This is a genomic window from Xanthomonas sp. WHRI 6108 (genome assembly GCF_040202385.2).
Lineage (GTDB): Bacteria > Pseudomonadota > Gammaproteobacteria > Xanthomonadales > Xanthomonadaceae > Xanthomonas > Xanthomonas arboricola.
In genome coordinates this window covers 1297837-1317203 of sequence record NZ_CP168198.1, presented here as the reverse complement: position 1 = coordinate 1317203, position 19367 = coordinate 1297837, and the positions used below count along the sequence as shown (strand labels likewise).

At 66.7% G+C, this 19367-nt stretch carries 15 protein-coding genes and 1 other RNA gene; 6 read left to right on the top strand and 10 right to left on the bottom strand.

All coding sequences use genetic code 11. The features are described 5' to 3' along the window. Window positions 1–106: 106 nt before the first annotated feature. The 4 genes from ABQ039_RS05720 to lexA all read right to left on the bottom strand — a co-directional run bounded on the left by ABQ039_RS05720 (window position 107) and on the right by lexA (window position 6203). On the bottom strand, window positions 107–3358 hold the full coding sequence (locus tag ABQ039_RS05720; protein ID WP_184611111.1) for an error-prone DNA polymerase: 3252 nt from the start codon (window positions 3356–3358) through the stop codon (window positions 107–109). Between the two features lie 156 nt (window positions 3359–3514). Then, window positions 3515–4933 (bottom strand): DNA polymerase Y family protein, encoded by a 1419-nt coding sequence (locus ABQ039_RS05715; RefSeq protein ID WP_184611113.1) that lies wholly within the window; start codon window positions 4931–4933, stop codon window positions 3515–3517. Window positions 4934–4942: 9 nt separating this feature from the next. Next, complete coding sequence (gene imuA / locus ABQ039_RS05710; RefSeq protein WP_184611115.1) at window positions 4943–5596, bottom strand: translesion DNA synthesis-associated protein ImuA; 654 nt, start codon at window positions 5594–5596, stop codon at window positions 4943–4945. Between the two features lies 1 nt (window position 5597). Beyond that, window positions 5598–6203: a transcriptional repressor LexA gene (lexA, locus tag ABQ039_RS05705; protein WP_046341994.1), complete on the bottom strand. Its 606-nt coding sequence runs from the start codon at window positions 6201–6203 to the stop codon at window positions 5598–5600. 161 nt (window positions 6204–6364) lie between these two features. Between lexA and ABQ039_RS05700 the strand changes: the two genes are divergently transcribed. Together ABQ039_RS05700 and ABQ039_RS05695 are read left to right on the top strand one after the other, a co-directional pair. Next, a complete protein-coding gene (locus ABQ039_RS05700) occupies window positions 6365–6586 on the top strand; it encodes an AbrB/MazE/SpoVT family DNA-binding domain-containing protein (protein WP_016903820.1) in 222 nt (73 codons plus the stop codon). 9 nt (window positions 6587–6595) lie between these two features. Continuing rightward, window positions 6596–7021 carry a type II toxin-antitoxin system death-on-curing family toxin gene (locus ABQ039_RS05695; RefSeq protein ID WP_065031903.1) on the top strand — a complete coding sequence of 142 codons (426 nt, stop codon included), beginning with the start codon at window positions 6596–6598 and terminating at the stop codon, window positions 7019–7021. An 87-nt stretch (window positions 7022–7108) separates the two neighbouring features. Here ABQ039_RS05695 and ABQ039_RS05690 read toward each other — a convergent pair whose 3' ends face one another. The 4 genes from ABQ039_RS05690 to ABQ039_RS05675 all read right to left on the bottom strand — a co-directional run bounded on the left by ABQ039_RS05690 (window position 7109) and on the right by ABQ039_RS05675 (window position 13157). Next, window positions 7109–8383 carry a jacalin-like lectin gene (locus ABQ039_RS05690; RefSeq protein WP_184611117.1) on the bottom strand — a complete coding sequence of 425 codons (1275 nt, stop codon included), beginning with the start codon at window positions 8381–8383 and terminating at the stop codon, window positions 7109–7111. Continuing rightward, a non-coding RNA gene (locus ABQ039_RS05685) (sX9 sRNA) lies at window positions 8375–8450 on the bottom strand. Before ABQ039_RS05685 ends, ABQ039_RS05690 begins: the two co-directional genes overlap by 9 nt. Window positions 8451–8666: 216 nt before the next feature. Beyond that, the gene (locus ABQ039_RS05680; RefSeq protein WP_184611119.1) at window positions 8667–9983 is read right to left on the bottom strand and encodes a histidine-type phosphatase; all 1317 of its coding nucleotides are present in this window, start codon (window positions 9981–9983) and stop codon (window positions 8667–8669) included. Between the two features lie 276 nt (window positions 9984–10259). Further along, on the bottom strand, window positions 10260–13157 hold the full coding sequence (locus ABQ039_RS05675) for a TonB-dependent receptor (RefSeq protein ID WP_184611121.1): 2898 nt from the start codon (window positions 13155–13157) through the stop codon (window positions 10260–10262). Window positions 13158–13183: 26 nt separating this feature from the next. On the opposite strand from ABQ039_RS05675, the gene ABQ039_RS05670 reads away from it, so the two are divergent. Next, on the top strand, window positions 13184–13357 hold the full coding sequence (locus tag ABQ039_RS05670; protein ID WP_184611123.1) for a hypothetical protein: 174 nt from the start codon (window positions 13184–13186) through the stop codon (window positions 13355–13357). 174 nt (window positions 13358–13531) lie between these two features. Here ABQ039_RS05670 and ABQ039_RS05665 read toward each other — a convergent pair whose 3' ends face one another. Together ABQ039_RS05665 and ABQ039_RS05660 are read right to left on the bottom strand one after the other, a co-directional pair. After that, on the bottom strand, window positions 13532–14554 hold the full coding sequence (locus ABQ039_RS05665; RefSeq protein ID WP_374057858.1) for a FecR family protein: 1023 nt from the start codon (window positions 14552–14554) through the stop codon (window positions 13532–13534). Between the two features lie 65 nt (window positions 14555–14619). Further along, window positions 14620–15144, bottom strand: coding sequence for an RNA polymerase sigma factor (locus ABQ039_RS05660; RefSeq protein ID WP_024938642.1), 525 nt, complete (start codon window positions 15142–15144; stop codon window positions 14620–14622). 248 nt (window positions 15145–15392) lie between these two features. Between ABQ039_RS05660 and ABQ039_RS05655 the strand changes: the two genes are divergently transcribed. The 3 genes from ABQ039_RS05655 to ABQ039_RS05645 are packed head-to-tail and all read left to right on the top strand — an operon-like array spanning window position 15393 to window position 19323. Then, a complete protein-coding gene (locus tag ABQ039_RS05655; protein ID WP_226426696.1) occupies window positions 15393–15968 on the top strand; it encodes a (2Fe-2S)-binding protein in 576 nt (191 codons plus the stop codon). Further along, complete coding sequence (locus ABQ039_RS05650; RefSeq protein ID WP_184611127.1) at window positions 15941–17029, top strand: xanthine dehydrogenase family protein subunit M; 1089 nt, start codon at window positions 15941–15943, stop codon at window positions 17027–17029. Before ABQ039_RS05655 ends, ABQ039_RS05650 begins: the two co-directional genes overlap by 28 nt. Continuing rightward, window positions 17026–19323, top strand: coding sequence for a xanthine dehydrogenase family protein molybdopterin-binding subunit (locus ABQ039_RS05645; protein WP_160955124.1), 2298 nt, complete (start codon window positions 17026–17028; stop codon window positions 19321–19323). Before ABQ039_RS05650 ends, ABQ039_RS05645 begins: the two co-directional genes overlap by 4 nt. Window positions 19324–19367: the final 44 nt, after the last annotated feature.

The window sequence follows — 19367 nt, the reverse complement described above, 5'->3', positions numbered from 1 at the left end:
TCAGCAACCCCAAGGCCGCAATGAAAATCCTTTTCCGCACGTACTGCTCCATGTCGTGTGCAAACTGAGCGCGAAATTTACCAGCAATCGCAGACCAGACAAAGTTTCAATGAAAATCGCGCGAAGGCAGCTGCATCTCGCCGAGCAGGTCACTGAGGTCGTGCAGGTCGCCGGCGATGAGATGCTCCACGCCGTCCACGCGTTCCCAGCGGCCGCGGACTGCCAGCAGGCGCGATTCCAGCAGTGCGCGGCGGCGGCGCAGCGCCAGATGCGACCAGACGATGACGTTGATCATGCCGTGCTCGTCTTCCAGGGTGACGAAGATGGTGCCCTTGGCGGTGGCCGGGCGCTGGCGCTGGGTGACCAGGCCGGCGACGTGTACGCCGCTGCCATGACGGCGGCCCTGCAGGTCGCGCAGGCCGAGGATGCGCCGTTGCTGCATCTGCGGGCGCAGCAGCGCCATCGGATGCTGGCGCAGGCTAAGACCCACCGACCGGTAGTCGGCCAGGATCTCTTCGCCTGCGCGCGGGGCTTCAAACGTCACCGTGCGTTCTTCGGGGCTACCCGGTAATAACGGCCGACGCGCTTCCACGCCAGCCATCGCCCAACGCGCAGCATTGCGATTGCCCACCATGCCCTGCAAGGCGCCGGCTTCGGCCAATGCCAGGCGCGCCTTTTCGTCGAGTGCGGCGCGCAGGCACAGATCGCCGATATCGGCGAAGGCCCGCTGCGCGCGTGCGGCGGCAATGCGGTTGGCCACCACTTCCGATAACCCGGCGATCTGACGCATGCCCAGCCGGATCGCCGGTTGTTCGCCGGGGTCTTGGTCGCTGCGCCAGGGCCGGCCACCGACCAGCGTGTTGTCCCAGACGCTGTGCAGCACATCCACCGGCAACACCTCCACGCGCGCGCGCTCGGGACTGCCACGGCGCGCGTCCTGCACGATCTGGCTGGCCGAGTAGAAGCCCATCGGCTGCGCGTTGAGCAGCCCGCAGGCGAAGGCCGCCGGCTCGTGGCGCTTGAGCCAGCAGCTGGCGTAGACAAGCTTGGCGAACGAGGCGGCGTGGCTCTGCGGGAAACCGTAGGAACCAAAGCCCTTGATCTGCTCGAAGATCTGGTCGATGAAGGTGGAAGCGTAGCCTTTGCCCTGCATGCGCTCGCGCACCCGCGCGCGGTGCTGTTCCATGTCGCCGCCGCGCCGCCAGGCGGCCATCGAGCGGCGTAGATTGTCCGCTTCGCTCTCGGTGTAATCGGCAGCGTGCATCAGCAGCTCCATCACCTGTTCCTGGAATAGCGGAACTCCAAGCGTCGGCTTGAGAATGTCCTCCACCTCTGGCGAGGGGTAGTTCACGTCCTCGCGCCCCTGCCGCCGGCGCAGATACGGGTGCACCATGTCGCCCTGGATCGGGCCGGGGCGCACGATCGCCACTTCGATCACCAGGTCGTAGAACACCGCAGGCTTGAGCCGCGGCAACATCGCCATCTGCGCGCGCGACTCGATCTGGAATACGCCCACCGTGTCGGCGCGCTGGATCATCTTGTAGGTCGGCTCGTCATTGCCTGGCAGCGTGGCAATGCTGTAATCGCGCCCGCGGTGGCCGCGTACCAGCTCCAGCGTCTTGCGGATGCAGGTCAGCATGCCCAGCGCCAGGCAATCGACCTTGAGCAGCTTCATGGTTTCCAGATCGTCCTTGTCCCACTGGATGATGGTGCGGTCGGCCATGGCCGCGTTTTCCACCGGCACCAGCAGCGACAGGGGTTCGTCGGAGATGACGAAACCGCCGACATGCTGCGAAAGATGGCGCGGGTGATCGCGCAGTTGCTCGGTCACCGCAAGAATCTTGTTGATCAGCGGGTTGGCCAGATCGAACCCGGCCTCTTCGATGCGCTGTTCCATCGGCGTTTCGCCATTGCCCCAGCCATAGCAATTGGCCAGCAACGCGATCTGGTCCGGCGGCAGGCCGAACGCCTTGGCCACATCGCGCACGGCGCTCTTGCCGCGATAGCAGATCACCGTCGCCGCCAATGCTGCGCGTTCGCGGCCGTACTTGTTGTAGACGTACTGCAGCACCTCCTCGCGGCGTTCGTGTTCAAAATCGACGTCGATGTCCGGGGGCTCGTCGCGTTTTTCAGACAGGAAGCGCGCCATCAACAGACGCGTTTCATCCGGGTTGACCGCGGTAATTCCCAACGCATAACACACCGCCGAGTTGGCCGATGAGCCACGGCCCTGACAGAGAATGTGCTGCTCGCGGGCGAAGCGCACCACGTCCTGCACGGTGAGAAAGAAGGCCTCGTAGCTCTTATGCGCGATCAGCGCCAGTTCCTTCTCGATGTCGGCGCGTACCTTTGCCGGCGTTCCATCCGGCCACCGCTCGCGCATCCCCTCTTCGGTGAGCTGTCGCAGATAACTCGCCGGCGTATGCCCTTGCGGCACCAGTTCGCGCGGATAGGTGTATTCAAGCCTGGAGATATCGAAGCTGCAGCGCTGCGCCAGGTCCACCGCGGCCTGCAACAGCGCATCCGGATAGATGTTGCCCAAGGCACGCCGCGTGCGCAGATGGCGCTCGCCGTTGCGGAACAGGTGCGCGCCGCACTCGGCCAACGGCAAGCCGTGGCGGATGGCGGTCAGGGTGTCCTGCACGATGCGCTCGCGCCGCTGCGCCATATGCACATCGCCGCTGGCCAGAGCGGTCATGCCCAGTTGCTGCGCCAGCAGCTGCAGGGCGAGCAACCGCGCCGCATCGTCCTGTTCGCGGTGCAGTTCCACCGCCAGGAATGCACGCTCGCCGAACACCTGCTGCAGCCAGGCGCCCTGCTCGGCCTGCGGCTGCGCCCCGGGTAACCACAGCGCGAACACGCCCGGTTCCACCGCGCGAAACTGCGCCTCCACCTCGGCACGCCCGAGCCGGTACGCACCCTTGCCCGCCGCACGCCGCGCGGTGGTGATCAGCGCGCACAACTGCGGATAGCCATGCGCGTTTTCCACCAGCAGCACGAAGCGGGTGCCATCGACCAGGGTGAATTCGCTGCCGACGATCAGGCGCACGCCGGTGGCGCGCGAGGCTTCCAGGCCGCGCACGATGCCGGCCAGCGAGCACTCGTCGGTGATCGCCAGGGCGCTGTAGCCGCAGTGGTGCGCGCGCATGAACAATTGTTCGGCGCTGGAGGCACCGCGCAGGAACGAAAAATCCGACAGGCAGTGCAGCTCGGCATAGGCAGGCAGCCCATCGGCGACCATGGCATGGGCGATGTCGTCGTTTGCCGCGCGCAACCGCGCGGCGACCGTCCAGGCGCGCGGCATGCGCCCACCGGGCGTATCGCGGTCCACGCCGTCGACGGCGTCATCCCAGCTCATGCGCGCACCTCTTCGACATCGCGCTGCCGCCACACATGCGCTGCAGATCGACGCTCTGCGTTTGCCTCTTCGGTCCCGTGCATCGGACGCGTGCGGCACCGCTGCGATGACCAGCCCCGCAGGCAACGCTCTGATGCTGCAAGGGCACGCAACCGATCATGCGAACCACCCGTGCAGCATCCAGCCATCGACACGGCCAGGAGCGGCGAACGCCCAGCCACGCCGGCCGCGCGCGGTTTCCACCACGTAGTAATCGCGGCGCGCCTCGTCGTCGTCCCACCAGCCGCTTTCCAGCCGCTCCGGGCCGGAGATGATGCGCAGCTGCGTTTCGTGCAGGGGCACTGGCTGCGGCAACAGCCAGGTCGGGCGCGGCGGACGCGGCGGTGCATGGGCTTCGCGCACTGCATCGCCAATGGCGCGCCGCCAGGCACGTTCCGGGCGCGGGTCGTCGGCCGGCAGCACGCGATACACCGCCTCATCGCCCAGACGCGCGCGCAGGCGCTCGCGCAGCTGCGGCCACTCCACCGATTGCTGCGCACGTTGATCGAACAGATCGCGCATGGCCGGCACGAACGGTGGCAGCTGCCGCGCCAGCAGGCGCATCGCCACCACCGGGCGTGGGATCTCCACCCGCTCCAGCCGGTTACGCGCAAGCTCGAACAACAGCGTCGGCGCACGCTCCGGGGTCAGCAGGCCGATCTCGACATCGGTGGCGCCTTCCTCGTGTTCCAGCCGCAGCAGGAACCGTTGCACGCCGCCGTCGCGGATGGACAGGTAGGTGCACAGGTCGCCGATCAGGCGCCGCAGCGGGAACAGCAGCGCCGGATGCATTTCCACCTCGTAGCCGAGTTCCACACGCTGGTCGAAGTGGTCCGGTGGCGCGTAGCACTCCAGGGGGTCGTCGACCTGGCCGTAGAGGCGGTCCAGATGCTCGAGCAGGCCCGCACCGAACCGCCGGCGCAGCCCATCGCGCGGCAACGCGCGCACCGCCGCCAGCGTGCGCACGCCCATGTGTTGCAGGCGCTCGCCGGCATCGCCCGGCAACGCGGCGCGGCGTACCGGCACCTTGTCCAGCGTGGCGTGCAAGGCCGGCAACTGGGTCACCACCATGCCATCGCGCAAACCGGCCAGCACGCGCGCGGCGCGCGGCGTAGGTGCCAGTGCAAGCCGGTGCCGGAAGCCCAAGGCCTGCAGTTCATCGCGCAGGCGGCGCTCGAAACGCGGCCATGGACCGAACAACCGAAAACTGGCACCGGCCTCCAGCACGATGGCACGCGACCATTGCTGGCTCACCAACGAACTGTGCCGGTACGCCCACGCCGCAAGAAACCGCTGCGTGCGCGCCTCAGCCTGGGCCTCGTAATCGATGGTGCGTACATGGGACATCAGCGCATGCGCCGCCGACAGCCGCATGCCGGCTTTCAGGCCGGCGGCGGACGCCGCTGCATTGACCGAGTGCAGGCTGCGCAACTGCGCCGGCCCTTCCACCAACGCCAGCGGTGCGTCCGGATCTTCCAGACGCCGGAGGACGGCGTCCAGCGCCAGCTGCGGCAGCAAGATGCAGGCCCACAACATGCGCGCGCCTCAATGCGCCAGCCGCAACGGCTGCGACGGGACCTGCCCGCCGCGGCACTTGCGTACCTGCCAGGCATCGCGCTCGGGCAGGAATTCCAGCCGTAACGCCGCCGGCGATGCATTGACCGCATGCTTGCGATCGCGCAACGCGAACGCGCAGCAGTTGCCGCTGTCGGCGGCGACCTGCAGCCGCCGCAATGCGCGTGCATCGCCGGTCTGCGGCCAGCCCAGCACTGCCGCGCATGCGCCACTGCGCAGGCATTGCTCGAACGCCCACAAGGCATCGCGCGACTCGGCCTGCACCACTTCCAGATGTTCCAGCACCACCCCGCCCGCCTGCCAGGCCGGCGCATAGGGAATGAACGGCGGCGCCACCAGCACCACCCGGCTGCTGGCGCCAGTCATGCGCGCCAGCGTGGGCAGCAACAAGGCGATTTCGCCCACGCCGTGCGCGGGCAGCAGCAACTCGGTCAGTGCCCGCCGCGGCCAGCCGCCATCGGGTAGCAGCGCATCCAGCGCCGCATGCCCGGTGGATTCACCGCCATGGGCGATGGCGGTGCCACGACCCGCTCGCCACACCGTGCGCGCGGCCAGCAGGGCGTCCAGCGGCAGCGCGACTGCCGCGTTGCCGTCCTGCCTGATGCGCGCGGGCTCCTGGCTCATCTCAACCCTGCCGGATCAGACCGCAGTACAGTCCTTCGATCGCGAAGTCGGCATCGGCCGCCACCACGATCGGCGCATGCGCGCGGTTGCGCGGCAACAGGCGGATGCGTTCGGCACCGCGCTCCAGCCGCTTGATGGTGATTTCGCCATCCACCCGCGCCACCACGATCTGCCCATCGCGCGCCTCGCTGCTGCGATGCACGCCGACCAGATCGCCGTCCAGGATGCCGTCGTCGATCATCGAATCGCCTTGCACCTGCAGCAGATAGTCCGGGCGCAAGGAGAACAGCGTGCGGTCCAGCCACAACTGCCGGTCCAGGCCGATATCCGCCCCGATCGGCACACCGGCCGCCACCCGGCCCAGCACCGGCAAGGCCAGCAAGGCATCGCGCGCGGCCCCGCCCGGCATGCGGATGCCACGCTTCTGATTGGGCAACAGCTCGATCAACCCGGCCTCGGCCAGCGCCTGCACGTGCTTTTGCGCGGCATTGCGCGAGGCGAACCCGAACGCCTGCGCAATCTCGGCCAGGCTGGGGGATACCCCTGCACGGGCCTGCTCCTGCAGGAAAGCCAGCACCGCCTGACGCTTGGGGGAGAGAGATTCCATGGGAGTGCAACGGCCGGCCGGGACAAGGTGTACATTTGTACACCTGTCGGTCGCAGCAGGCGAGATCGGCCCATGCAGGTTGCTGAGCCGCTTCAGCCAGGACGGGCTTGTGATCGGCTGGAGACGGAGTTATAACTTACGTACTAACGAGGGCGTCGACCATGAAGCTCAAGATCACCTCCATCGGCAATTCCGCTGGCGTCATCCTGCCCAAGGAACTGCTCGCCCGCCTGCGCCTGGGCAAGGGCGACGAACTCTATGCACTGGAAACGCCCGACGGCATCAAGCTGACCGCGTTCGACCCGACCCTGGCCGCGCAGATGGATGTGGCCGAGCAGGTGATGCGCAACCGCCGCGCGTTGCTGCACAAGCTGGCGCAATAAGGCTCGACCATGATCGTCTGGATCGAGCGGCCACTTGTCCTGGCCATCCACGATCGCCAGCTGGCCGAACACGGCGGCGGCAGCGGCGTGCGCGACGACGCCCTGCTCGACTCGGCACTTGCCAGACCAAAGCAACTGCTGTCCTACGGCGAGCCGCCACCGGACCTGGCTGCGCTTGCCGCCAGTCTTGCCTACGGATTGGGCCGCAACCATCCGTTTGTCGACGGCAACAAGCGCACTGCCGCCGTCGCTTGCGAAACCTTCATCGTGCTCAACGGAGCGACCTTGGCCGCCGATGATCTGGAACTCTACGGTTTCTACATCGGCCTGGCCGATGGCTCACTCGATGAAGCGGCCTGCGCCGCGTGGTTGCGCTCACGCCTGCGCTTGCGGCATCCAGATCGCGTGCACGAATCGGCGCCGTCATATGAGTGACTGGTAGCCCGGCAAGCCTACAGTGCAGCAGCCATCCATGGCGCGCATCGCTGCCCTGCCGCTGTCACTGAAAAACAGCGTCAGCGCCTAGTCCTTCGCATACACCACCCCCAGCTTGTCGATCTCCTCACCCGCGCGGCCAGTGAAACCGGCGATGTGCCAGCCGCTGGGAGCGCTCAGCGTGTAGCTCTCGCTGGTCGGGCTGCCCACCTGCACGCTGCGGCCTTTGTTGGTACGCAGGCTCAGTGAGAACAGGCGGGTGCGGTCGTTGTACTTTCCCACGGTGAAGGTGGCCGAGGACAGCGTTTCGTTGGCACCCAGCGACAGTGTGGTCGCCTGCCCGCCGCTGCCGCCATGCGCGAGTAGCTTGCCGCTGTCCAGGATCACGCCGACGCCATCCAGGCGTGCACCGCCGCGCAGGGTCACGCCACTGAGCGGACGCACGCCCGGGTTGCCGGCCAGATCGTTGAACGGAACGCCATGCGGACCACCGAACTGGTCGCTGGTGCGCAATCGGTCGCCCACGGCCCATCCGAATTGCGCATGCAGCGGGTAGTGGTCGGACAGCGGCTTGCCGGCGCTGTCATAGAAGCCGCCGCCATCGAGCTGGTAACGGTTGGCCACCAAGGTCAATTGCGGCGCATCGCGGTACAGGATCTTGTCGACCACTTCGCAGCTATTGGTGGGCGGCGTGCCGCACAACAGCGGTGCGGCGCCGGCCGCCGGTGCTGCGCCCTTGATCAGTTCCACCCACGGATCGGTCAAACCGTTGGAGGCGATCAACTCGCGGATGTTGTCGTCGCTGCGGGTGTAGCGCGTATTGGAATCCATCATCACCAGCACCGCATTGCCGGCCGACCAAGTCTGGATGAACTGCGAGAGCTGGCCGATATTGGCGCGACGTGCGGACAGGTCGCCCGCTTCGACCCCGGCATTGGGGTGCGCGTTGTAGACGTCCAGCAACACGCCGTCGGCCAGGCGCACGCGCATGTAACTGAAACCCTTCGGAGTCAGGCAGTCGGTGCCGTTGCACTGGTTCCACTTGACCCGGGTGAAGTCGTTGAAGGGATAGTTGCTGAGCGTGTTGAGGCCGTCGCCGAACGCGGCACCGCCACTGGTGGCAGTGCGGTAGGGATGCGCGTCGCCGGCGTACAGCGTGGCGTGGTAGTTGAAGTCTTCCTGCACGTTGACCAGCCCGTAAGGCGCCAGTTTCGGTGCGAGCAGTGCGGTGTTGGTGGCCGGCGTTCCGCTGGACAGGCCTTCGGGCAGGCCGGCGACGTTGTAGGTCAGTACGTCGAGTACGCCGAAGTCCGTTTGCGCCTGTGCGACGCCTGCGCAGGCAAGTGTGAGAGCAGCTAACAAAACGTAGCGAGCGGTTGTCAGGTGGGTGCGGACGGCGCGGAGGAACCGCAGTGTACGAGTGGTACATGAGGATTCCGAGCACCGGCCGCGCCCGCCTGGCGAACGCGCAGTAGTTTTGGTAGTTGCTCTCAGAGCGGTTCCGAGACTGACGAGAGTACGTCGCTGGTGGAGCATAAATCGCCTCTTGCAGTGATGAGAAACAGCGGCTGGCACGGTGGCCAGGGAAACGGCGTCGATGCGCCGATGCAACCACGCGCGCCGGCCGCGGCCGGCGCGCGCGGCGTCATTCGCTCAGGTAATGCGGGTCGATCGCGGCGTCGATCAATGTCGCCAAGGTTGGTAGCGGGCAGTCGTACTCCGGGGTGGCGCTGCTGCAGCCGGGAATGAACACCTGCGATGACGGCGGCGGCGCCTGCGGTGTCAGTGCGCGGCGTTCGCGCAGTTGCGCCAGCGTCTGCGCGGTGTAGCGCAAGCGGATCACCCGCTGCCCATCGGCACGCCGCCAGCGCTCGAATACCAAGGCGCCGCCAGGCACGGTCTGGTCGGGTTGGTAACCGGGCAACTGCCAATGCAGATCGAACATACCGGCCAGCAGGGTCAGCGTGCCGTCGTGACCGGACAGCACCACCAGCCGTGCATCGCCACCGATCGGCGTGGCCTGCGATGGATTGCGATTGCCACTGGCAACACTGCCTTGCTGCAATGTCGCCAGCAGCCGCGCCGCCAGCGGCGTACTGGCCATGCGCGCCACCGTCGGCGCACGCAGGCGCAGCGCGAACTCGGCCTGATGCGGGGCGAACGCGCGCAGCAGACTGGCTTCGTCCACGCCTTGCCATCCCAACGCGGCAAAGTCCTGTCCGTCGGCCCAGCCCATCAACAGGCTTTCGCTGATGCCGGAGGCTGCCGGTGCCGGGCCTTGGACACCGGCGATACCGTCGTGGGCAGCGCCCATGCCTGCGGGCACCGCATCCAGGCGTTGCTTGCCGGCACCGGCCTGGGTCGGGCACGGCCGCTGCGCGCATTGCAGCAACAGTTGCTGCAAGCTGTCGATCGCATCGCGTTGCGCCGCATTCCAGGCGACCACATCGCCACCGACGCGGCCGGCAATGGCCGCGCGCATCAATGCCGCCGCAGCGGGTTGTCGCAATGCCGGCGCGCCGTCGAACAGTGGATCGGACGCGTCATCGGCCACGTGGTGCACCGTGTTCGTACACCCCGGGGTGAGCGTGCTTGCCAACGCACGCGCCGAGGCGATGGTGCGCTGGGTGCGATTGGCCCAGTAATAGACATTGGCGCAGCCATCGCCATCGAACAGACCCAGCGGCGTGTAACGGGCGCGGTAGTAGGCACCGAATAATGCCTCCAGACGCGCACCGTTTGCGGTCAGGTGGCCGGCCGGCACATCGAAGCGTGGCCAGGGACGTGCGGAATAGCGACCCAGTTGCTCCGGGCTGGACATCGCCGCACGCACGCCGTGGCGCTTGAGGATGACGACTTTTTCAAGCGTCTCCGACGTGGTGGCGGCATGCACTACCGGCATGGCCAGGCCGGCCACGACCAAGAAAAAAAAACCGATACAGCTACGAAGCAGTAATGACATGAGTGGTCTCAACACGTGATGCAGCTGTTGCACACCGCGATACGAGGCGATGTGCGGCTGGCAACAGCGCCACAGCCGAAGCCATGGCCCTTGCAGATGGCGCCTTGCAGCAAGGCGCCCGGTGGAGGCATTGGCTGACGCCAACAAACTGGATCGGCGATCACGACGGCTGCGCTCGTCGCAAGGCCTCCATGGCCGCATGTCACGCGCAAGCACAGCGTCCCGGGGTGCACAGCGCACGTCGCTGACAACTGCTCGTCAGCTCTCCAGCCCTTCTCAAAAGCGCGCGCGCAACCCCAGCGACCAGGTGCGGCCGTAGTCGGTATAGCCGCCGAACAAGTGATCGCCAACGAATTGGCGCTGCACTTCGCCAGTGAGATTGATCGCGTTGACGAATACCGAGAGCGTGTCGTTGACCTTGTAGGCGACATTGGCATCCAGGCTGCCGAACCGGTCGCTGTTGAGCGTGGCCACATTGGCGGTGCCCACCGCGTTGAGGATGTCGTCGCTCCAGCTGTAGCTGACGCGCGCCATCAACGGCCCCTTCTCGTAAAACAGCACGGCGTTGTAGGTGTTCCTGGCCACGCCTTCCAGGCTGTCGGTGAAGCTGCCGGTGCCGTCGTGATAGGTCGCCTTGCTGTCGGTCCAGGTGTAGTTGAGCTGCATGCCCAGGCCGTCCAGCGGCGACGGCAGGCCGCTGAAGACCTGCTGATACGCCACTTCCGCGCCTTGCACCATCGCCTTGCTGCCGTTGGTCTTGGACGACAGCAGATAGGTCTGGCCTTGGTAGACCAGGTTGGACATCTGGGTCTGGATGAAGCTGGAGATGTCCTTGTAGAACAGACCGCCGGTCAGTGCCGAGGTGCCGTCGATGTACCACTCGAAGGTCAGGTCGTACTGCCACGCTTCGAAGGGCTGCAGCGCTGGGTTGCCGCCGCTGGCGGTGAGGCGTTCGCCACTGGAATTAAAGGTCAGCTTGGACGACAGATCGGTAAGGTCAGGGCGCGTGATCACCTTGGCCGCGGAAGTCCGCAGCACCATGTCCTCGCGCACGTCCCAGGCCGCGTTGAACGAAGGCAGCACATTGGTATAGCTGCGCTCGAAATGCACCGGCTGTGCGCTGCCGTTGACATCGGCATGGCCATCGGTGGCCTGCTCGGTGCGCACCACGCGCGCGCCAACATTACCACGCAGTTCGCGGCCCGCCAGCTGGGTGGCAAAGTTGCTCATCGCGTACGCCGAGGCGATCTTTTCCTGCACCTCGTAGGAATTCTGCAGGTCGGCGCTGTTGGGCGTGTTGCTCAGATCGGCGCTGGTCGGCCAATTGCCCCAGAACGCGGATTCGATCGGCGCCAGCCATTGCCGCGGCAGGTTGCCGTTGGCGTCCGACAGCATGTCGCCCACCGGCAACGCGGTGAAATAGCTGCCCGGGAAACGTACCCCGGCAATGCTGTTGAGCAGCAGGTCGGCGCGATCGTAGGTGCGCGAGCGCTGGCGGTACTTGGCGCCCACCTTGAAGTCGCGAAAGAAGCTGCCGTCGAGTGTGCGCCTGGCATCGAACTGCAGCGCGTCTTCCTTGTCGCGCGCATCGATCTCGCGCCATTCCAGCCGGCGCCCTGCCACGGTGGCCGGGTTGGTCGGATCGAAGCCGTTGGTGAAGCTCCAGTCCGGTACGTTGTCGCCGTCGGCTTGCGGCATGTCCACGCGCATCGACAGGTTGGTGCCGCTGCGCAGACGGGTGCGCCGGATCGGATCGGAGTCGTAGCTGTGCGCCTGCGAGTGGAACGCCACTGCGCCCAGCGTCCACTGGTCGCCGCTCCAGGTGCTGGACAGGCGTGCACTGCGGTTGTCGTCGGTGATGCCGGAGGTCTCGCGCGAGATCTGCACCTGGCCGTTGCGATAATCGAAGCCGGTGATACCGCCGTTTTGTACCCGCAGATTGCTCAGCTTGGCCAGGCTGTCGAAGCCCACGCCCATGCTGTATTCGTCGTAATGCACGGTCTGCTTGGCGTAGAGCAGATCTAGATTGGTCTCCCATGCCGCGCTGGGCTTCCATTGCAGCGAAGCCGCCACGCCGGTGCGCTCGCGCTCTTCCAGTTCCAGCGTCGGGCGCAGGCCGGTCGGCACATAATTGGCACCGGGCACACCCGGCACGCCGTTGCGGTAATAGTCCCAGCTCACCTCGTTGACGCGGTCCTGGCGCAGCGTGCGTTGCGCATACGCGCCGGAAATCAGCATGCCGAAGGTACCCTCGGCATTGACCCAGTTGAACAGCCCGGAGACGCGCGGATCGTTAGTCTGGGTGCGCTGGGCCTGGCTGGATTCCAGCGATACGTTGGTCAGTGTCTTGCCCAGCTCCAGCGGGCGGAATGTACGCACGTTGACGATGCCGCCGATGGCGCCTTCGTCCAGATCGGCGGTGGGGCTCTTGATCACATCCAGCCCGGAGACCAGTTCGGCCGGCAGCGTGTCGTAGCGGAATTGCCGCCCGGTCTGGCCGGAGGTGCGCACGTTCTCATTGACCGCCATGGTCTGGCCGTTGAGCGTGGTGACCTGGAAATTCGGGCCCAGGCCGCGTACGCGCACGTACACGCCTTCGCCGCGGTCGCGCACGATCGACACGCCCGGCACGCGCTGCAGCGCCTCGGCCACGTTCTGCGCGGGCAGCTTGCCGATGTCTTCGGCGGCGATCACATCCACCACGCTGTCGGCGTAGCGTTTCTGGCGCAACGCGGCGCTGAGGCTGCCGGCGTAACTGCCGAGCACCTGGATGCTGTCCAGTTCCTGCACCGGCGCGTCTGCACGCGGCACCGGTGCCGTGGCGACCGCGGCCGTTGCCGGAGCCGCTGGCGGCAGGCCGGGCGCCGGCTCGGCGGTTTCGATCGTCACCGTGGTCGCATCGAGATAGCGGTAGCGCAGGCCGGTACCGTCGAGCAATTGCTGCAGGGCCTGCTCGGGTGCGACGCCGGCCGCGGTGGCGCGGGTCTGCGGGTTGCCGGCCACGCCGGCGGCATAGACAAACTGCAGCCCGGTCTGGCGCGACAGTGCATTGAGCGCGCGCGCCAGTGGCTGGGCCGGAATCGCCTCGACCGCGACGGTGGCAGCAGCCGTCTGGGCGCCAGCAGTGCCGGCGTGCAGGGCGAGAGCGATCGAAAGAAACAACGTACGGCGCATCGTGGAATCCAGTAGGGGAGGAAGCAATGCGCAACACCACCCGCCAGGCGGGAATGCTGCGTTGTACCTGGACTACGAGCATCGACAGCGACGATCGGGCACCGTTTTTTGATGAATTTTCTGTGACATCTGCGCAGGCACCGAACGGTGCGGGCGCGACGCACTGCATCTGCATCGCGCTGCGCCTTGCGTGCACGTGAGGACGTGAGGTCTTGCATGTGCGTGGACGCAGCCGCAGACGGCCATCGGTACGCACGCAGCGCAATGGCATCGGCAACCCCATCCACTGCGCGCAGGATCAATGCATGTGGGCTACGCGCGCGATGCGGCATGCGCACGCGCTGCACGCATTACGGCGTCGTGCAGCGCCGTGGCTATCGCGTCGCCGTTCCCGGCGCAGGCCGGCTGCTCACGCGCAGCATCCCCGGCGCGCTGACCACGCGCAGGTTCGGCTGGCCATCCAGGAAGGCACGCAGCGCGGCGAGATCGTCACCGCGCAGATTGCCGGTGAGCCGCAGCGCACCGGCGGCAGCATCGTCGATCGACAAACGCGTGCGGTTGAGACGATTGAAGTCTTCGGCCACCGTGGCCAGCGGCGCGTCGCGGAACACGATGCGCCGCTGCCGCCAGGCATGCATGGCGGCCACCTCTTCGCTGGCCAGTTCGATCTTGCCGGTGGCCGCATCGATCCGTGCGCTCTGCCCTGCTCCCAGGTTGGCGAGCATCGGCTGTCCATCGCGCGCGTCGCGCCAGACATGGACACGGCCCTCGGCGACCTCGATGCGTGCCTGGTGTTGATACAGGGCGATATCGAAGGTGGTGCCGATATCCTCGACACGCAGATGGCCTGCATGCACCTGCAACGGGCGCCGATCCGCTGCGACCACGAAGCTGGCCTGGCCACGCAGCAGCTGCAGGTGGCGGCTCCACGGCGTCATGGTGGCACGCAGGCTGCTTTGCCCATTCAAATGCACCACGCTGCGGTCGGCCAACTGCACGCTGCGCTGCTCGCCGTGCGCAGTGGCGTAGGTCTGCGTGCGTGGCCAGGCCCAGCCGGTCAGGATCGCCACGCCGCACAGCGCCGCGGCCAGGCCCATGCGCCAGCTGCGCATGCGTGCCCTGGGTTGGCCTTCGCTGCGGCGCGGCCGGGCAGCGGGTTGCATTGCTGGCGGCACTTGTGACCGCAGCGGCAGCGGGATCACGTTGGGCGGCGCGGCATCGCCACTCTTGCGCCGGTCGGCAGCAAGCAGGGCATCCACGTCCAGGTCCATGCCGCGCATGGCATCGCCCAGCTCACCGGCCACACGCAGCACCGCCATGTATTCGCGCACATGCCGCGGCGATGCGGTCAGCCATTGCAGAAAGCCGGCCTGTTGCGTCGCATCCAGCGCCTGCATGCGTTGCAGCGCATGCCAGTGCGCGGCTTCACCGACAACGCTGCGGCTCGGTAACACCGGCTTGCTCACCAGCTGTCCCCGCTGTCGGCGACCGCCCGTCTGCAGGCCGACAAGCCACGCACCACATGCTTCTTGACCATATGCGCAGACACCCCCATGCGCTCGGCGATCTGCTTGTAACTGAGCCCGTCGCGGTACTGCATCACCAATACCGCGCAGGTGCGCTCCGGCAAGGTAGCCAGCAGGGCCTGCAGGCGTTGCTGGCGCTGTTGCCGGTGCGCGGCGTCTTCCACGTCGTCGCCTGCGGCCAGCAGCTGCGAAAACTGTTCCATCTCGTCGATGCGCAGTGGCGCCTGCTTGCGTCGCGCGGCCTGCTCGCGCGCCAGGTTCAGCGCCACCGTGTACAGATACGCCTCGGGATTGGCGATCGCCTCGCCTTGATCCTGATGCGCACGCAACAGCCGCAGATAGGTTTCCTGCACCAGGTCTTCGGCATCCTCGTTGGCGCCGCGACGCACGAAAAAGCCGCGCAGCACCGACCCGTGCTGGGTGAATACCTGCGTCCAGGCGCGGGTGGCGTTGGCTTTCATGCGGGCGCGTTCCCCTGTGCGCTGGGCCGGCTAGCCTGGCCACTGCAGGTGACACCACGATGACGCACCGACGATGGCACCGGCCTGCGATCAAGCGATGTCATGCGCAGCAACGCCGCCATGTTCCGCGCATGACCACGCTCAGGGTTCACGCACGCGTGAAAGAGACCTCACTCTCCTACACCACACCTTGACCACGCAGGCATCAAGGTGAGGGTCCTCCTCTCAGCCATCGCCACGGGGTTCGCATGAATGCCACACCCGCCACTGCCACGCATCTGGCGCCGGCCACCGCCACTGCTGCGCCCACCTACCCGGTCAACCTGCGCATCAATGGTCAGCCTTACCACTTGCAGCTCGAAGCCTGGGTCAGCCTGCTCGATCTATTGCGCGACCGGCTCGACCTCACCGGCACCAAGAAAGGGTGCGACCACGGCCAATGCGGCGCCTGCACGGTGCTGGTCGATGGGCGCCGCATCAACAGCTGCCTGACGCTTGCGGTCATGCAGGACGGCGCCGAGATCACCACCGTCGAAGGCCTGGCCGAGGGCGAACAGCTGCATCCGCTGCAGCGTGCCTTCATCGAGAACGATGCCTTCCAGTGCGGCTACTGCACGCCCGGGCAGTTGTGCTCGGCAGTGGGCCTGATCAACGAGGGCAAAGCGCACGACCGCGACCAGGTACGCGAGTTGATGAGCGGCAATCTGTGCCGCTGCGGCGCCTACCCGCAGATCACCGATGCGGTGATGCAGGTCATGGGCAAGCCCAGCGACAGCAGCGAGAGTGCCGCCACACCGTGGACGCCAGGGACGGTGCCGGCATGATTCCGCTCACCTATACGCGCGCGGACAGCGTCGATGCGGCGCTGACTGCCCTGTCGGTGCGCGCCAGCGACCCGCATCCGGTGCCTGCCGAAGCCCCGGTGCGCCTGATCGCCGGCGGCACCAATCTCACCGACCTGATGAAGCTGCAATTGATGCGGCCAGGCAGCCTGGTCGATATCAATCGCCTGCCGCTGGACAGCATCAGTGCGCTCCCCGAAGGCGGCCTGCGCCTAGGTGCACTCGCACGCAATGCCGACACTGCCTATCACCCGGACGTGGAGACGCGGTATCCCTTGCTGAGCGCGGCGATCCTGGCCGGCGCCTCGCCACAGATCCGCAACATGGCCAGCAACGGCGGCAACCTGCTGCAGCGCACCCGCTGCCTGTATTTCTACGACCATGCCACTCCATGCAACAAGCGCGCGCCCGGCACCGGCTGCTCGGCGATCGGCGGGCTCACCACCTATAACGCCATCCTCGGCGCCAGCGCGCAGTGCATTGCCACGCACCCGTCGGACATGTGCGTCGCGCTGGCTGCGCTAGACGCAGTGGTGCACGTGCAAGGCCCCAACGGCGAGCGCGACATCCCGTTCGCGCAGTTCCACCGCCTGCCCGGCGAGCACCCGGAGCTGGACAGCACCCTGGCCCCGGACGAGTTGATCGTGCATATCGACCTGCCCGATGCACAGCGCTTCGTTGCGCACAGCGCCTACCTGAAGATCCGCGAGCGCCTGTCGTATGCATTCGCGCTGGTGTCGGTGGCGGCGGCGCTGGACCTGGCCGAGGACGGCAGCATCCGCGAAGTGCGCGTGGCCCTGGGCGGCGTGGCGCACAAGCCCTGGCGCAATCCCGACGCCGAAGCGCAGCTGGTGGGCAAACCGGCCACGGCCGAGAGCTTCGGCAGCCTAGCCGATGCCCTACTGCAGGGTGCGCAACCGCAAGGCAACAACGCCTTCAAGCTGCCGATGGCACGCCGCGCGATCGTGCGTGCCCTGGACGTCGCCCGCGAGGGCACCATCGACAACCGCGGGCGAACCAGCGCGCTGGAGGAAGCGCCATGAACGCACGCAGCACCGATCTACCCGACAACGACCTGATCCCGCCGGTTGCCGACAGCGGCACCGGCTATCGCCCCACCGGCACCGGCGTCACCCGCATCGACGGGCGTGCCAAGGTCACCGGCCAGGCACGTTATGCCGCCGAATGGCCGGTGGCGGATCTGGCCTATGGCGTGGTGGTCAACAGCAGCATCGCCAAGGGCGAGATCGTCGCCTTCCATCTTGATGCCGCGCGTGCGGTGCCGGGCGTGCTGGAGATCGTCACCCATGAAAACCGCCCGCATATGCGCGGCATGGATGTGTTCTACAAGGACATGACCGCACCGGCCGGCTCGCCGTTCCGGCCCCTGTACGACAACAAGATCCTGTACAGCGGCCAGCCGATCGCCCTGGTGGTGGCCGACACTTTTGAAGCGGCGCGCCACGCGGCCCACCTGGTGGAGGTGGAACTGCTGCAGGACCCGCACGACACCAACCTGATGACCAACCTGGACCGCGCGCACAAGCCCAAGGCCATGAAGGCCGGTTTCTCGCCGCCGCCCAAGGACAAGGGCGAGCCAGACACCGCCTTTGCCAATGCCGCTGTCCAGGTGCAGGCCGACTACTACAGCGGCGTGGAGCACCACAATCCGATGGAGCTGTTCGCCTCCACGGTGATCCGCGATGCCGATGGCCACTTCACCATCTACGACAAGACCCAGGGCTCGCAGAACAGCCGCTGGTATGTCTCGCATGTGTTCGGCCTGAGCAAGCGCAAGGTCACCGTGCGCAATCCGTACGTGGGCGGTGCCTTCGGTTCCGGACTGCGCCCGCAGTATCAGTTGCCGCTGGCGGTGATGGCGTCGATCCTGCTGGACCGCTCGGTGCGCGTGGTGCTGACGCGGCAACAGATGTTCACCTTCGGCCATCGCCCGGAGACATTGCAGCGGCTCAAGCTCGGCGCCGACCGCGACGGCAGCTTGCGCGCGATCTGGCACGAGGCCATTGCCGAGACCTCGCGCATCGAGGATTACGTCGAAGTGGTGGTCAACTGGAGCGGGCAGCTGTATGCCTGCGACAACGTGCATCTGGGCTACAACCTGGTGAGCCTGGACCAGTTCAGCCCGATGGACATGCGCGCACCCGGTGCCGCACACGGCGTGCATGCGCTGGAAGTGGCGATGGACGAGCTGTCCTATGAGCTGGGCATGGATCCGCTGGCGCTGCGCCTGAAGAACTATGCCGAGGTCAACCCGGCCGACGACAAGCCCTACTCCACCAAGGCGCTGCGCGCGTGCTACCAGCAAGGTGCCGAACGCTTCGGCTGGGCGCAGCGTCCGCTGCAGCCGCGTGCACGCAAGGAAGGCAACGAGTGGGTCGGCTGGGGCATGGCCACCGGGCAATGGGATGCGATGCAGATGTTTGCGCGCGCGCATGCGGTGCTGCACGCCGATGGCCGGCTGGTGGTGAGCAGCGCAGCCAGCGATATCGGCACCGGCACCTATACGGTGATGGCGATGATCGCGGCCGAAGCACTGGGCCTGCCGCTGGAACAGGTCACCTTCCAACTCGGCGATTCGACCCTGCCGGTCGCACCGATCGAAGGCGGCTCGTCGCATGTGACCACGGTGGGCTCGGCGGTGGATGGCGTGTGCGCAAAGCTGCGCGCACGGTTGCTGCGCCTGGCGCAGGCGTTGCCGAATTCGCGCTTTGGCAAGGCCAAGCTGGACGAGGTGGTGTTTGCCGACGGCACGCTGGCCTTGCGCGCCGATGCCGGCACCACCATTGCCTTGACCGAGCTGTTGCGTGCAGCAGAACTGGAACAGATCGAAGACAAGTTCCTGCTGCTGCCCAATGTGCTCAAGCAACGCAAGTACACGCGGGCCACCCACGGCGCGGTGTTCGTGGAAGTGCGGGTGGATGAAGAGCTGGGCACGGTCCGCGTCACCCGCGTGGTCAGCGCGGTTGCAGCCGGGCGCATTCTCAACCCGATCACCGCGCGCAGCCAGATCGTTGGCGGCGTGGTCTGGGGCATCGGCCAGGCGCTGCACGAACACACCCAGTCCGATCACCGTTTCGGCCGTTTCATGAATCACGATTTTGCGATGTATCACGTCTCGGCCAATGCCGACATCCATGACATCGATGTGATCTTTGCCGACGAGGACGACCGCATCGTCAGCAGCCTGGGCGCAAAAGGCGTGGGCGAAATCGGCCTGGTCGGTGTTTCGGCGGCGATCTGCAATGCGATCTTCCATGCTACCGGCAAGCGCATCCGCAGCACCCCGATGACGCCGGACAAGGTGATGGCGGACTGAGGCCTGCGCTTGCAGGTACCCGCGCGCCCCTCAGGCAGAGCGGT

Excerpts from the sequence above, each read along its gene's own strand:
- ABQ039_RS05720 (WP_184611111.1), bottom strand. The coding sequence starts at position 3,358 with ATGAGCTGGGATGACGCCGTCGACGGCGTGGACCGCGATACGCCCGGT.
- ABQ039_RS05715 (WP_184611113.1), bottom strand. The coding sequence starts at position 4,933 with ATGTTGTGGGCCTGCATCTTGCTGCCGCAGCTGGCGCTGGACGCCGTC.
- imuA (WP_184611115.1), bottom strand. The coding sequence starts at position 5,596 with ATGAGCCAGGAGCCCGCGCGCATCAGGCAGGACGGCAACGCGGCAGTC.
- lexA (WP_046341994.1), bottom strand. The coding sequence starts at position 6,203 with ATGGAATCTCTCTCCCCCAAGCGTCAGGCGGTGCTGGCTTTCCTGCAG.
- ABQ039_RS05700 (WP_016903820.1), top strand. The coding sequence starts at position 6,365 with ATGAAGCTCAAGATCACCTCCATCGGCAATTCCGCTGGCGTCATCCTG.
- ABQ039_RS05695 (WP_065031903.1), top strand. The coding sequence starts at position 6,596 with ATGATCGTCTGGATCGAGCGGCCACTTGTCCTGGCCATCCACGATCGC.
- ABQ039_RS05680 (WP_184611119.1), bottom strand. The coding sequence starts at position 9,983 with ATGTCATTACTGCTTCGTAGCTGTATCGGTTTTTTTTTCTTGGTCGTG.
- ABQ039_RS05675 (WP_184611121.1), bottom strand. The coding sequence starts at position 13,157 with ATGCGCCGTACGTTGTTTCTTTCGATCGCTCTCGCCCTGCACGCCGGC.
- ABQ039_RS05670 (WP_184611123.1), top strand. The coding sequence starts at position 13,184 with ATGCGCAACACCACCCGCCAGGCGGGAATGCTGCGTTGTACCTGGACT.
- ABQ039_RS05665 (WP_374057858.1), bottom strand. The coding sequence starts at position 14,554 with ATGCAGGCGCTGGATGCGACGCAACAGGCCGGCTTTCTGCAATGGCTG.
- ABQ039_RS05660 (WP_024938642.1), bottom strand. The coding sequence starts at position 15,144 with ATGAAAGCCAACGCCACCCGCGCCTGGACGCAGGTATTCACCCAGCAC.
- ABQ039_RS05655 (WP_226426696.1), top strand. The coding sequence starts at position 15,393 with ATGAATGCCACACCCGCCACTGCCACGCATCTGGCGCCGGCCACCGCC.
- ABQ039_RS05645 (WP_160955124.1), top strand. The coding sequence starts at position 17,026 with ATGAACGCACGCAGCACCGATCTACCCGACAACGACCTGATCCCGCCG.